This window comes from Enterobacter sp. BNK-13, assembly GCF_048685015.1.
Classification (GTDB): domain Bacteria; phylum Pseudomonadota; class Gammaproteobacteria; order Enterobacterales; family Enterobacteriaceae; genus Enterobacter; species Enterobacter quasiroggenkampii.
Window position 1 is genome coordinate 1,627,653 of sequence record NZ_JBLQTP010000001.1, and the last position, 13,292, is coordinate 1,640,944.

General features: G+C 53.2%; 16 protein-coding genes. 2 read left to right on the plus strand and 14 right to left on the minus strand.

Annotated elements, in window-relative coordinates; translation table 11 throughout:
• Positions 1-153: 153 nt before the first annotated feature.
• On the minus strand, positions 154-1,098 hold the full coding sequence (gene ydgH / locus ACMGGQ_RS07825; RefSeq protein WP_045910349.1) for a DUF1471 family protein YdgH: 945 nt from the start codon (positions 1,096-1,098) through the stop codon (positions 154-156).
• A gap of 535 nt (positions 1,099-1,633) precedes the next feature.
• On the opposite strand from ydgH, the gene pntA reads away from it, so the two are divergent.
• The gene (gene pntA, locus ACMGGQ_RS07830) at positions 1,634-3,163 is read left to right on the plus strand and encodes a Re/Si-specific NAD(P)(+) transhydrogenase subunit alpha (RefSeq protein WP_229225750.1); all 1,530 of its coding nucleotides are present in this window, start codon (positions 1,634-1,636) and stop codon (positions 3,161-3,163) included.
• 10 nt (positions 3,164-3,173) lie between these two features.
• Positions 3,174-4,562, plus strand: a complete 1,389-nt coding sequence (pntB, locus tag ACMGGQ_RS07835; protein ID WP_021241158.1) for a Re/Si-specific NAD(P)(+) transhydrogenase subunit beta — start codon at positions 3,174-3,176, stop codon at positions 4,560-4,562.
• A 120-nt stretch (positions 4,563-4,682) separates the two neighbouring features.
• Here pntB and uspE read toward each other — a convergent pair whose 3' ends face one another.
• The 13 genes from uspE to ACMGGQ_RS07900 all read right to left on the minus strand — a co-directional run bounded on the left by uspE (position 4,683) and on the right by ACMGGQ_RS07900 (position 13,283).
• On the minus strand, positions 4,683-5,633 hold the full coding sequence (gene uspE, locus ACMGGQ_RS07840; protein ID WP_032640084.1) for a universal stress protein UspE: 951 nt from the start codon (positions 5,631-5,633) through the stop codon (positions 4,683-4,685).
• A gap of 135 nt (positions 5,634-5,768) precedes the next feature.
• On the minus strand, positions 5,769-7,055 hold the full coding sequence (locus tag ACMGGQ_RS07845) for an Arm DNA-binding domain-containing protein (protein WP_248221204.1): 1,287 nt from the start codon (positions 7,053-7,055) through the stop codon (positions 5,769-5,771).
• Complete coding sequence (gene xisR, locus ACMGGQ_RS07850) at positions 7,055-7,270, minus strand: excisionase family protein (RefSeq protein ID WP_045406214.1); 216 nt, start codon at positions 7,268-7,270, stop codon at positions 7,055-7,057. Before xisR ends, ACMGGQ_RS07845 begins: the two co-directional genes overlap by 1 nt.
• 122 nt (positions 7,271-7,392) lie before the next feature.
• Entirely contained in the window at positions 7,393-7,926 is a 534-nt protein-coding gene (locus ACMGGQ_RS07855) for a hypothetical protein (protein ID WP_248239631.1), read from the minus strand.
• Positions 7,927-7,969: 43 nt separating this feature from the next.
• On the minus strand, positions 7,970-8,182 hold the full coding sequence (locus tag ACMGGQ_RS07860) for a TraR/DksA family transcriptional regulator (protein ID WP_248221206.1): 213 nt from the start codon (positions 8,180-8,182) through the stop codon (positions 7,970-7,972).
• Between the two features lie 3 nt (positions 8,183-8,185).
• A complete protein-coding gene (locus tag ACMGGQ_RS07865; protein ID WP_199159936.1) occupies positions 8,186-8,332 on the minus strand; it encodes a hypothetical protein in 147 nt (48 codons plus the stop codon).
• A 115-nt stretch (positions 8,333-8,447) separates the two neighbouring features.
• Positions 8,448-9,578, minus strand: coding sequence for a DNA-methyltransferase (locus ACMGGQ_RS07870; protein ID WP_248221207.1), 1,131 nt, complete (start codon positions 9,576-9,578; stop codon positions 8,448-8,450).
• Positions 9,575-10,039, minus strand: a complete 465-nt coding sequence (locus tag ACMGGQ_RS07875) for a hypothetical protein (RefSeq protein WP_248221208.1) — start codon at positions 10,037-10,039, stop codon at positions 9,575-9,577. The genes ACMGGQ_RS07870 and ACMGGQ_RS07875 overlap by 4 nt, the downstream gene beginning before the upstream one ends.
• Before the next feature lie 2 nt (positions 10,040-10,041).
• Positions 10,042-11,103: a DGQHR domain-containing protein gene (locus ACMGGQ_RS07880; protein ID WP_248221209.1), complete on the minus strand. Its 1,062-nt coding sequence runs from the start codon at positions 11,101-11,103 to the stop codon at positions 10,042-10,044.
• Complete coding sequence (locus tag ACMGGQ_RS07885) at positions 11,100-11,267, minus strand: hypothetical protein (RefSeq protein ID WP_176690211.1); 168 nt, start codon at positions 11,265-11,267, stop codon at positions 11,100-11,102. Before ACMGGQ_RS07885 ends, ACMGGQ_RS07880 begins: the two co-directional genes overlap by 4 nt.
• Positions 11,264-11,692: a regulator gene (locus ACMGGQ_RS07890; protein WP_420289805.1), complete on the minus strand. Its 429-nt coding sequence runs from the start codon at positions 11,690-11,692 to the stop codon at positions 11,264-11,266. The genes ACMGGQ_RS07885 and ACMGGQ_RS07890 overlap by 4 nt, the downstream gene beginning before the upstream one ends.
• The gene (locus tag ACMGGQ_RS07895) at positions 11,689-12,369 is read right to left on the minus strand and encodes a lambda exonuclease family protein (RefSeq protein ID WP_100151203.1); all 681 of its coding nucleotides are present in this window, start codon (positions 12,367-12,369) and stop codon (positions 11,689-11,691) included. The genes ACMGGQ_RS07890 and ACMGGQ_RS07895 overlap by 4 nt, the downstream gene beginning before the upstream one ends.
• The gene (locus tag ACMGGQ_RS07900; RefSeq protein WP_420289806.1) at positions 12,366-13,283 is read right to left on the minus strand and encodes a recombinase RecT; all 918 of its coding nucleotides are present in this window, start codon (positions 13,281-13,283) and stop codon (positions 12,366-12,368) included. The genes ACMGGQ_RS07895 and ACMGGQ_RS07900 overlap by 4 nt, the downstream gene beginning before the upstream one ends.
• Positions 13,284-13,292 lie beyond the last annotated feature (9 nt).

Below are 13,292 nucleotides of genomic sequence, written 5' to 3' on the forward strand. Positions count from 1 at the left end.
AATAATTATTTCGCTCAGGCGCATAAAAATGGTGGATCACACTAAGGCGCGGGATTTTACGGAGTGTAACGAAAGCATGCAATGACGTGTGGCAGAAATTCAAAAAAAGTAACAAAAAAGGCGGCATTGCGCCGCCTTTCTTAAACGATTTTGTTACTTGTACAGGTCGGCGCTGATGGTCACGTTGTTTCCACGTTCCTGCCACTGGCGGGTGATGTGGTAGAACTTCGCCCCTTTCTTCGCCGCACGCTTCGCGACCTGGTAAGAGACTTCCGTCATGTTGCCGTAGTTGCCGGTAAATTTGATGCTGTCGAACGGCACCATCTGCGCGGCAGTGGCGTTGTTCAGCTCTTCAATTTTGGTACCGTCTGGCAGCGTAACCGAATAACGGCCACCTTTCGTGGACTGCGTTTCAAAGAAACGGCCCACTTCAGCGCTTGGCGCAGCCGTCGTTGCGACGCCTGGGATTTCCACTTTCTTCGCTTCTTCGCCGCCTTTCGCTATCGCCGCGCGACCGGCTTCTGAGTTCGCCGGAATCGCATCCGGGCTCTGCAGAACACGTTTCTTCGCATCTTCTTTATAGATGAACGCGGTAATACGCTGGTTGCCGCCCTGGTTAGCATCGACCTGACGCACGATGTAGAACGAGTAGGCCCCTTTCTCTTTCGCGGCTTTGGTGATGGCATCGTTCACTTCAGGCTGGCTGCGGTAGAAGCCCTGAACGGTGACGGTGTCGTACGGTTCCAGCGCAATTGCCTGATCTTTCGGCAGTTCAACAACACCGTTGATCACGCGGTTTTTCGGTGCGTCAGCTTTTGGCGCGTTGTCTTTATACAGCGCAATAGTCACGCGCTGGTTACCGCTGTTGCCGTTATCAGACTGGTCAACAACATAAAACGATGCTGCCCCGTTTTTATCAGCGGCCTTTGATGCAGCGGCGACGGCGTCGCCAATAGAATTATAACGACCCACAATGACCTTATGGTCAAAAGGTTTTAACGCTGCCGCTTGCTCCGGCGTTAACTCTGTTGCGGCATTCGCAGACAGGGCGGTCGCGGAGAGAAGTGCGGACGCCAGGAGTGTGTTCTTAAGCTTCATAAAAATGATCCTTCGCCTTGCGCAAACCATGTACTGGTATTGTTGTTAATTTGAGACGGTCCCGATTATGGCATTTAAAACCCGTCGCTGTCTGCGCCATTTTTCACAGCCAGTGCTCACTGAATCACCTTATTCGATAACATTTAGTGATATGTTGAAAAAACACGCGTTTGACAAGTAAAACTGATAAAGCTTATGACTTTTACAAGTTAATTTAATGTTAATAAGTTGTTCTCTTATGGCGCTATATCATGTTTTTACCGCTTCGCTTGCGCGAATTATCGGTTCTGGCGATGAATTTAAGGTAAATATCACTGTCAGTGACGCCGATCGCTTATTTTTCACAGATAAAGTAAGAAATAGTGTTTTCTGGCGGTAGATCACGGCCGGTATTTTCAGTAGGTTATAGACAGTTTGTTACTGTTTTATTTTCCGGGGTGAATTGTGTCTCATTGCTTGTGTGATGGCGAAAAATGATACAAACCGCGGGCATTTATCGATAAACCATCATCAAAAACCGATGGAAGGGAAAACTATGCGTATTGGGGTACCAAAAGAACGGTTAGCCAATGAAACCCGCGTAGCGGCAACACCGAAAACGGTGGAGCAACTGCTTAAGCTGGGTTTTACCGTCGCGGTTGAAAGCGGCGCAGGCAAACTGGCGAGTTTCGATGACGAGGCCTTTATCCAGGCTGGCGCGGAAGTGGTGGACGGTGCCGACGTATGGCAGTCGCCGGTAATTCTGAAGGTCAACGCACCGGAAGAGAGTGAGATTGCGCTGCTGAATCCGGGCACCACGCTGGTGAGCTTTATCTGGCCTGCGCAAAATCCTGAGCTGATGGAAAAACTGGCCGCGCGCGGCGTTACCGTCATGGCGATGGACTCCGTGCCGCGTATTTCGCGCGCCCAGTCGCTGGACGCCTTAAGTTCGATGGCAAACATTGCGGGCTACCGCGCCATCGTTGAAGCGGCCCACGAATTTGGTCGCTTCTTTACCGGTCAGATCACCGCGGCGGGTAAAGTCCCTCCGGCGAAGGTGATGGTGATTGGCGCGGGCGTGGCGGGGCTTGCCGCCATCGGTGCGGCAAACAGCCTGGGCGCTATCGTGCGCGCTTTCGATACCCGTCCTGAAGTGAAGGAACAGGTCCAGAGTATGGGCGCCGAATTCCTTGAGCTGGACTTCAAGGAAGAAGCGGGCAGCGGTGATGGTTACGCGAAGGTGATGTCCGAAGCCTTTATCAAAGCCGAAATGGAACTCTTCGCCGCGCAGGCGAAAGATGTCGACATCATTGTGACCACCGCGCTTATCCCGGGTAAACCGGCGCCGAAGCTGATTACCCGTGAGATGGTTGACTCAATGAAGTCGGGCAGCGTGATTGTCGACCTGGCTGCGCAAAACGGCGGCAACTGCGAATATACCGTAGCGAATCAGGTGACCACGACCGCGAACGGCGTGAAGGTGATCGGCTATACCGATCTGCCGGGTCGCCTGCCGACCCAGTCTTCTCAGCTGTACGGCACTAACCTCGTCAACCTGCTGAAGCTGCTTTGCAAAGAGAAAGACGGCAACATCACCGTCGATTTTGACGACGTGGTGGTGCGCGGTGTGACCGTGGTGCGTGAAGGTGAAATTACCTGGCCTGCGCCGCCGATTCAGGTTTCGGCCCAGCCTCAGGCAGCGCCTAAAGCGGCGCCTGAGCCAAAAGAACCTGCCAAACCGGCTTCCCCGTGGCGCAAATACGCGATCATGGCGCTGGTGATTATTCTGTTCGGCTGGCTGGCTGACGTCGCGCCGAAAGAGTTCCTCGGCCACTTTACCGTCTTCGCGCTCTCCTGCGTCGTAGGCTACTACGTGGTGTGGAACGTCTCCCATGCGCTGCATACGCCGCTGATGTCGGTAACCAACGCCATCTCCGGGATCATCGTAGTGGGGGCGTTACTGCAGATTGGCCACGGCGGCTGGATCAGCTTCCTGAGCTTTATCGCGGTGCTGATCGCCAGTATCAATATTTTCGGTGGTTTCACCGTGACTCAGCGCATGCTGAAAATGTTTCGTAAAGGCTAAGGGGTAGCATATGTCTGGAGGATTAGTGACAGCCGCATACATTGTTGCTGCAATCCTGTTTATTTTCAGTCTGGCGGGGCTTTCCAAACACGAAACGTCTCAGCAGGGGAATAACTTTGGTATCGCCGGGATGGCGATTGCGCTGATTGCCACCATCTTCGGGCCGGATACTGGCAACGTAGCGTGGATCCTGGTGGCGATGATCATCGGCGGTGCGATTGGTATTCGCCTGGCGAAACGCGTTGAAATGACCGAGATGCCGGAGCTGGTGGCGATTCTGCACAGCTTTGTGGGTCTGGCCGCGGTGCTGGTGGGCTTCAACAGCTACCTTTACCACACGCCGGGTCTGGAACCGATTCTGGTGAATATTCACCTGACGGAAGTGTTCCTCGGTATCTTCATCGGTGCGGTCACCTTCACCGGCTCCATTGTCGCGTTCGGCAAGCTGCGCGGGAAGATTTCCTCTAAGCCGCTGATGCTGCCAAACCGCCATAAGCTGAACCTGGCGGCGCTGGTGGTGTCGTTTGTGCTGCTGGTGGTTTTCGTGCGTACCGAAAGCGTCGGTCTGCAGGTGCTGGCGTTGCTGGTGATGACCATCATCGCGCTGGCCTTCGGCTGGCATCTGGTGGCGTCCATCGGTGGTGCGGATATGCCAGTGGTGGTCTCCATGCTGAACTCCTACTCCGGTTGGGCGGCGGCGGCGGCGGGCTTTATGCTGAGCAACGACCTGCTGATCGTTACCGGTGCGCTGGTGGGTTCTTCGGGTGCGATCCTGTCTTACATCATGTGTAAGGCGATGAACCGCTCGTTCATCAGCGTCATTGCCGGTGGCTTTGGTTCTGACGGCTCGTCTACCGGTTCCGATGAGGAAGTGGGTGAGCACCGTGAGATCAGCGCGGAAGATACCGCCGAGATGCTCAAAAACTCGCACTCGGTCATTATCACCCCGGGCTACGGCATGGCGGTGGCACAGGCGCAGTATCCGGTGGCGGAAATCACCGAGAAGCTGCGCGCGCGCGGTATCAAGGTGCGCTTTGGTATTCACCCGGTGGCGGGGCGTCTGCCAGGCCACATGAACGTGCTGCTGGCGGAGGCGAAAGTGCCTTACGACATCGTGCTGGAGATGGACGAGATCAACGATGATTTCGCCGACACCGACACCGTGCTGGTCATTGGCGCTAACGACACCGTTAACCCGGCGGCGCAGGACGATCCGCGTAGCCCAATCGCCGGGATGCCGGTTCTGGAAGTGTGGAAGGCGCAGAACGTGATCGTGTTTAAACGTTCAATGAATACCGGCTATGCCGGGGTGCAGAACCCGCTGTTCTTCAAAGAGAACACCCACATGCTGTTTGGCGATGCCAAAGCCAGCGTGGATGCGATTCTGAAAGCGCTGTAAGTTGCGTTGAAACGAAAAAACCGCCGAATCCGGCGGTTTTTTTATTGCCGGGTGGCGCTCACGCTTACCCGGCCTACGGTTTTGTAGGCCCGGCAAGCTTGCGCCGCCGGGCGTTAGGGGTCAATCGTCTTCCGGATCGTCGAGCTCAACCGGCGTCTGGTACTCATCCGGCTTGATAACCAGCAGGTCGCAGCGCAGATGGTCGATCACCTGCTCGGCGGTATTGCCGAGGAAGGCGGCAGAAATACCGGTACGGCCAATGGTACCCAGCACCACAATCCCCGCCTGCAGGTGTTCAGCCAGGTCCGGGATCACCTCTTCAGGCAGCCCTTTTTCCACGTGGGTCATTTTCTCATCGATGCTGAATTTCTGGCGCAGCGCTTTCATGGCCAGCAGATGCTGACCGCGGATCGCGTCGTTGTACACGCTCGGGTCAAATTCCGGCAGTTCAATGGCGATGTTAATCGGGGTGACCGGATAGGCGCCAACCAGATGCACTTCGGTATGATTGACCTGGTCGGCAAGCTGGATAGTCTCCTTCACCAGCTTCTCGTTCAGCGAATTGTGGTAATCCTCTTCACTGGCGAGGTTTACCGCCACAACGGCTTTCCCGCCTTCAGGCCACGGCTGGTCTTTCACCATCCAGACCGGGCAAGGGCATTTACGCAGCAAATGCCAGTCGGTCGGGGTGAAGATCACGGATTCCAGCTTGTCGTGCTGGTGCGCCATCTTCAGCAGCAGATCGTGCCCACCGGCAACGACTTCCTGAATGATGGCTTCGAAAGGTCGGTTGTGCCAGACCACTTTAATATCAATGGGCACACCCGCTTCCAGGTAATACTTCGCCTGTTCGCGGATCCACGCGGTACGCTGGCTGATGACGCCCTGACGCATAGCGGTGCGCTCGTCAGGCGACAGAAGGGTGGTCATCTCATACGAGAAGTCATAGATCGGCAAAAACGCTTTGATTTTGCCACCAATCCGTTGATGTAAATACACAGCACGTCGTAATGCCGGCTGATCGTCCTGATTCGGATCGATTGCTACCAGCATGTTTTGATACTTGGCCATACAGGTCTCCTTACTACTGTCACCACAGTCTGTAATTAAAAGAGTAACCTATATATCCTGAATGAAACAGAGGGGAGGTTTTGCCAGATCAATAATTCATGAAAATTTATTACTTAATGTTGTTTCATTCTGAATTCAAAGGATTTTCTTCAACTTCAAATCGCCTTGGGGGCGTAACGGGGGCATGTTGGCAAGAATTCTCTTGTTTATGATGGCAACCTGGTCCTTGTCCATATCACCGATCCACTTCGCGTAAACCTCATAAACCATCCTTGAATCCTCATGCCCCATCTGAGTTGCAATAAAGGAAGGGTTGGCCCCAGCAGAAAGCGACCAGCATGCGTAGGTGTGTCTGGACTGGTACGGATGCCGGTTACGAACGCCCGCACGACGTAAGCCATTCTTCCATCCATAGGATATAGAATTTTTCGAATAGTAACCGACCTTTCTTGTCGAACGACTCGATGGAACGAATACTGGCCTGATAACCTGCTTTTCAGTTTTACCATGCTCACGATGATGATAGACGATGTCGTGCTGCGGCAGATGGCCTGTCATTTCGAACTGTATTTTCAGTGCATCCAGAGCTGGCTGGAGCAGGGTAATTGTCCTGATCCCGGCATCCGTCTTAGGCGGTACGAATAAGCCTTTCCGGGTCAGGTTCCGTGAGACATGAATTTCTCCATTTAACAGGTCAACATCTTCCCATGCGAGAGCGCAGAGTTCACCGTGCCTCAGACCGGTATGAATAGCCACAATCCATAAAAGAGAGTGCTGTTTAGACAGGTTAGCGATGAATGCCTGGTATTCGTCAAATGTAAGAGGATCAGGAGTTCGTTTCGATACCTTTAAAGTCGATATACCTTCGTATGGCGTATGAGAAATGAACTGGCTGCGATGGGCTATTCTGAGCATCTCTTTGAGTACGCTCATTAGAGTATTTACGCGTGCTGGTGATCGGCCCTGCTTCTTAAAATTCGGTAAACCGGGATTCACCACCTCACCAAACAACAGCTCGCGACGATATGAAAGTATATCGGCGTTCTGTATGTCAGTTAAGACTGTCATGTCGCCAACAACGCGCCTGAGGGTATTTACCGTTGATCGGATCGTAAGCATGGTGGCATGAGATACCTCCAGAGCCTTTGAGTCTGTAAAGAGCTCGCATAATTCAGCGAAAGTGTTTATCCGCTTTGTGGTACCGAACTTGCTTAATGCCTTTGATTCAGGGAAGCGGGTTGCGTAATCGAAAGTACCCATCTGAATTTCACTGACAATCATTGCCCTCAGATTGCCAGCTTTCTTGATATTGCTGTTGTTCACCAGCCAGCCGCGAAGTACCTCACGACAACGTACACCGCGATAGTAAAAAGTAATGCGGATCTTTCCGTTATGTAACTCAACGCCGGTAGGGAAATTCATCAGATATCCTGCACTAACTGGTTTATTTTAGGTAGGTTGTACCAGAGCAATCCTTTGGAATTGTCGGTTTGCCCCTGGGCTGTAAGGTGCTTGAAATGAACCCCTTCAACCCACAGCTTCAGTCGGTAATTTTTGATTTGGCCTTCTGTGAGACCGGTTCTTTCGGTGAGTCTGGCCTCAACAACCCACTCTTCATTGAAAATGACCTGTGCCATAGATGACTCCTGGCAACCGGCGTGAGTATACCCACGTCTGTTGCGTCGTGTTGATTATTCGAAATCAGGAAAAAATAAACCCGCCGAGGCGGGTTTAATGATGAGAGATTTTAATTTGGCGCTTAGTTAATTTTTAATTCTCGCTTAGCTTCTGCGACTAAATCACTGAGCAGTTTTTCAGAGAGTTTGAGGTCTTTTTCTGACGCTTCATAGCTTTCAATAGCATCCTCATACCAATCATCCATCATTTTCTTTCTGGCATTAACATAGACGTCGAGCAAGCTTTTGACTTTGGTAGTTAATGTGAAATCAGCTAACTGAGCTATTCTTTCAAGCTCTTGAAGATCAAGCCAATATTCAGTTCTTAACTTTTCTTCTATCTCTTTCGGATGTGGTTTGAACCGAGACTCACCAGGTTCCATTTGAGCATATTCGCAACGGAGGAAGTAGTCATTGCTCATCTTAATCCGATAAGCAATATTGATGATTTCTGTGAACGCTTCCAATCTCTTTTCCCACCACTTCTCTTTGTAGAACTTATTCAAAGCAAACTTGGTAGAGAAATATGCGGCTAGCGCAGCTACAAGTAATGGAACAACAAATTTTGATAGAACATCAGTTAAATCAAGCGATGTTTGAACAGACATGGCGGTCATTTCATATCCTTAAATCATTTAAACTGTAATCATCTTAACTTGATCATCGAATATGTTTAAGCGCATGTTCTTTTCTTTCCTGGCATTCCGCACACATCTGGCATCCGGGAACGGCAGCCCGCCGCGGCTCCGGGATTTCTTCGCCGCACTCGGCGCAACACTCAGCTGATACGGCGTTGTGGTTGATGCGGTGGGCGGAAAGGGCAGCGTTACGCTGAAGCTCTTCAATCTCTGCTGCGGTGTCGATGATATCCATGATTCACTCCTTCAATTCTTCACCAGCCCTTTTTCCGGCTTTCCATGCTAGCCAGATAAGCGCGGTTACATCGTCTGAGGGGGCATCTTCTACACACCATCCAGTTTCTTTTTCGTACCAATCTTTAAATTCCTGTGTCATTTCGTCCATAGTTATTCCTCGAAGAGTCGGTTAATTCGGTTGAAGGTGAACGCCAGCAATAAAAAAGGCCGCGATAGCGACCTGGCGATTAGCGCCTTGATACTGGCGTTGTCAGTTTCTGGCGTCATGCGGCCTCCGTCGTTTTTTTGAAGGAGTGAGCAATTCGCGCAGAAGCAATGGTCACGTAATCCGGGTTCAGGTCGATGCCGATGAAGTTAAACCCTTCCTCGATGGCTGCCCGGCCTGTGCTACCGCTTCCCATCCACGGATCAAGCACGGTACCGCCAGGCGGAGTAATCAGCCTGCAGAGATAACTCATCAGAGCGATCGGCTTAACGGTAGGGTGGTTGTTCTTCGCGCCACTGGTACGCCCGGCACCGGCGCGCGGATCGTTAATGCCGACGCTCCCTTCTTTGCGGCCTCCGGTCATGTCGCTGGCTGACGTCGCAATGAATCTCTCGAGGCCTTCGTCTCGTTCTTTCGGTTTGACCTTGGCGCAGTAGAAGAATCGGGCGGCGCTCTTGCTGCTATCGATGCGTGGAGTTGATTCGTGCCGCCGGTCCATTTGCCCGTAGCAATTCGCCGCTCCCATTTTCGCGCTGGGCTCATTGCCGGTAAGCGCGCCTTGCTGGCCTTTCGCATCCGGGAACGCTGACACGACAACATCACTTCCGTCGTGAATGATGTTTGCCGGCCAGCGACCCTCTGGTGCCTGCTCGTAATCGGCAACAGGTTCGGTACCATCGCGCTGGTGTGAAAGCAGACTGCCAGCACCGCCATTTAGCGCCTCGTCGGTAGGGATGCGGCAGGCATTGATATTGATCGCCCCGGTGCCGTGCTCAGCCATGTTCGCCGACACCGTTTTTTTGAATGGCTTGCGAGCCATGACGATCGGTTCGTGCGCAGGCTTCAGAGCCGTTCCCCAGCCATCAAAATCACCATCGAGGTTATGCGACTTGGGGAAGCCGCTGCCGTAAATCCAGAGAATTTGGTCTCGGATTTCGAAACCGGCATCCTCTGCATTAACGACAAGTCGGTGATATGTTCGGGAACCGCCAAACGCCAGAAGATGCCCGCCAGGTTTGAGAACGCGCAGGCATTCCTGCCACTGCTCAACAGTCGGGACGTCGTAATCCCATTTGTGGTTCATGAAGCTCAGCCCGTACGGCGGATCCGTCACGATTGAGTCAACTGAGTTATCCGGCAACGTTTTCAGGATGTCCTCGCAGCGCCCGACGTGAAGTTGATAGGTCATACATCCTCCCGTCTGCGTGCCAGCAACGGCCCGTCGTGTCCTTCGTTAAAGCTTTCAACCATCGCCCGGCAGCACGCCGGACAGCAGCTATAAGTCCTTTGCGGCTCTCCGTCGAATTTCCAGAAAGAGGAACGCATGGACGCGGAGAACGTGGCACAGATATCGCAATGAAAGGCTCCCGTTTCCAGAACCCTCATTAGCTGAGGCTCGGAGAGTTCGAACTTTCTGGCGATAACCGCATGCTCAAGACCAGCATCAAGCAGGGCTTCAATCAGCTGCAGATCGCCAATGGTTAATTTCCCGCAGCGGTAAAGGCCCATGCTGCTGGCCTTCATCTGGATAGATGCTTTGGTGCGTTGTAACTTTTTGCACAGCTCATCCATGTTCATGTAAAGGTAGGTTTTTGACAAAAAGATGGCCTGAGATTCAGGCCATGGCATTGAGTGCATCTGCATTGTCATAACTACTCCTCAAGGCTTTTCGCCAGGATAACTTTGACGAGCCGCTCAGCAGCCGATTTCTGAGCCGGAACGGAGGCAATAATCGTTGGACGGTCTTTTTCGGCATTCACACAGACGCCACCCCATCGGGAAATCAAGAAGAAGTCTTCCATCTCGGAGGAGCCCGCATTACTTGCCAGAACCTCAATCATCTGGACGATATCGACTATTGAGTGGTCAGCCATCAACCGCTGAACGGCGTAGCCGAAGGCATTGATCATCACTGCGTGGAACTGAATGTAGTCACGCTTGTAGTCTGCCTGGCTGGTGCCGTGGCGAATCGCTTCGATCTGCGTCAGGGCCAACCAGGCCTCCCAGATGGATTCGATGTCGCCCATTTCCAGCTGCTTACTGCCCGCGTTGGCAAACTTGGCCGTCGCGTCGCTAAGCGCCTTGAAGCTCACCCACAGCTTACTTTTCGCCGGAACGACGTTGTGCTCAAAGTCTGTCACCTCTGCGAAGGTGTCATGCTGAGACAGGAACGTCACCATCCCCTGGGCCACATCATTACGCCCGTCATAGGCCATATTGATCGCAGCGGAAGGTTTCGAGACGTTGTTATTGATATCGGAGAAGAACTGCTGGCGTGCCTTCAGTGGGAGATTATGGGTCAGCATCAGCGGGATGCTGATTGGCTCTCCGTAAGTACGACAGAACTCAGCTAACCCGGCGGCGCGGTGCTGGCCGTCGAACAGTTTGATCACTGCATCCATAGGGAAGCGCGCGACGCCCACATTCGTATTGCCAAACTCTTCAAACTCAATCTCCGCATCGCAGTTGCCGACCAGCGGCGGGATGATGAAGGGCTCTTTATTTTGGTATGCATTGACGAGGTACTGGTAAAACTTCTTCACTCGCACCTGGTTAATTTCGCGTTGCGAGCGCTCAAGCGTGCTGCCGTGATTGTCGGAGGCAAGTATGCGTGTCAGCGCGCGGGCGGGGGCTGTGATCATGTAAGTCGCCGTGCCACCCTGCATGCCGCGCGACGCCGGGAACTCAAAGAAATAATCGCCTACTTTGCTCATGCATCCTCCCGCTCAGGATCCTTAACATCCCAGCCATTACGCTCAATATTGGTTTGCAGCCTCTTATCTCCGACCTCTTCAATGCTGCGGCCGGTAATCTCCGCGACTTCAGCGTTTGAGTGCCGCCACAGCAGCGCAAGCTCTTCGAGTGACCACGCTTTCATAGCACTGACTCCATTTCGTCGATGTAGAGGCCCTGAGCAATCAGGCGGCTACGGCGGGCGGCACGCGCTATGCATTCCTGCCGTCTGCCTTCCTGCGATTGTTCTATGGCGCGCCGGGTGAATAGCCGTGATTTGCCCTGCGGCGTTACGACCTTTGGCTTGCTGGCCAGGCTAAAATTCCGGTCGCAGATGCCGTCCTCGTTGATCCACTTTTTCGACTCTACGATCTGCGCTATCTGTCCGGACCCGCGGGTAATACCGTTGGCGACCCGGTTAAACTCGATGAGCGTTACGCCAAACTTCTCGGCAATTTCGCTTCCGGTTACCGGGCGGCCGCGCGTCTGAATCATCCAGATAACGCGCTCACGGAGGCCAGAGAATTGCCCGGTTCGCCCGGGCCTGCGGTAAAATGGTGTGCGTTTCATTTCCACTGCTCCCCGAACGTGAAGCCGATCTCCGCCAGCGCCTCGTCCATCTTCTCGATGAACTCCGGCACCATTTCGTTGAAATTGGTCATGTACTGTGGATCCCGCTCAACGACGACGTGGTGAATGCCTTCGCGTTTCATGCGCGGGTCGTAGTTGGCAAAGAACCATGCGTCTTTTCCGGTCACCCACATGCTGTACTGCACCTGGGCCATGTACGCAGACTTGATGGCTTCGAAACCGCCAAGGCGGAATTTCATGAAGTCGCGAGAGGTGAAAGGGCATTTAAGCTCAAGTCCGAACCCGTTACTGCAAAGGCCGTCAGGGGAGCACGCAGTGCGCATGCTCTCGTCACGGAACAAGATCGGAGACTCCGTGACTTTCACGTCAGTTGTGAACTCGAAGAGGGTGCGGGCGTCTTCTTCGTACTGCTTGCCCCAGGCCAGCGCCTTGGCGTTAACCTCTGGCGCGACGCCGGTGCATACCTCGGCGAGCAGCGTGTGGAAGTAGGACATTTTCATATCTGTCCACTTCTTCCCCGATCTTGGCTTGGCTATGACGTTATGCACTTCAGAGGCGGTGATAACGCCGAGGCGCAGCCGGTGCCATGCCTCGTCGCCTTGCTGGATAGTAGTTACGTCGATACCGGTCCGGGCCAGGATAATTTCTGGTGTCATGCTGCCGCCTTTTGCCTGAGGAACCCGAGAGCCTTAACACCTTCCAGTTCTGTCAGGTCGGCTGGCTGCGAGATAGGGCGTTTGAAAATGCGTGAACAGAGAGGGAGAAGATCGGCATCCCATGTCTTATCCAAAGAGACAAGCAGGTCGTTTATCTCTTTCTGCGTGGCTTCGCTAAGCGGCGTTATATCGCGCTCAGGCTGACGCTCTGCTGTAAAGTTGATACCTTCTTCGCCCTCGGTGTTAACGTGGTCTATGGCGGCGTCCAGGCGCTCACGGCGAGGCCAGTATTTTGCTGCCTGCTTCACGACCGTCTTGAGGATCATCTGCTCTTCATCGGTGACCCATGGACACTTCTTGCTATTGTCGGATTTGTACTTCTTCCACGCTTCTGAGCGGTCACGGATGGAGTAGATGGCATCGATGCGCATCGTATGGGTGAGGTAATCACCATCGTCAGTTTTTACCGTTACATACGCGCCTACGATATCCCCGCGCTGCTCTTCAGTATCAAAGTCGTTGTAGACGTGGACCGGCGGCTTATCGAGCCCTTCCCGGCGGAACTGGTCGTTTCTGCGAACAATTGCCGACTGACACCACTTAATTGCGCCAGACTGCTGCGCAATATGCATCAGCCCCATGTAACTAATGTCGAGGCAAATTGCCCCTTTACGCGGAACCAGGTAAGCCAGCTTCTGAGCTGGGTTTAGCGAAATACCGATAGCCGCTACGTTGATGATTGCGTTCTGCGTGCTGGTCTGGTTCTGGAATGCGACTTTCGCGAGGTAGTCATTGTTCTGAAATAGCTGGATGGCGAACTGGCTTTCCTTCGCCCACACCATCCGCTCGTCAGTAGCCGCCTTAATGAAAAGCGGCTCCTGTTGTTTGACGAAATCAACAAGGGTTAAGCTCATGATCACTCC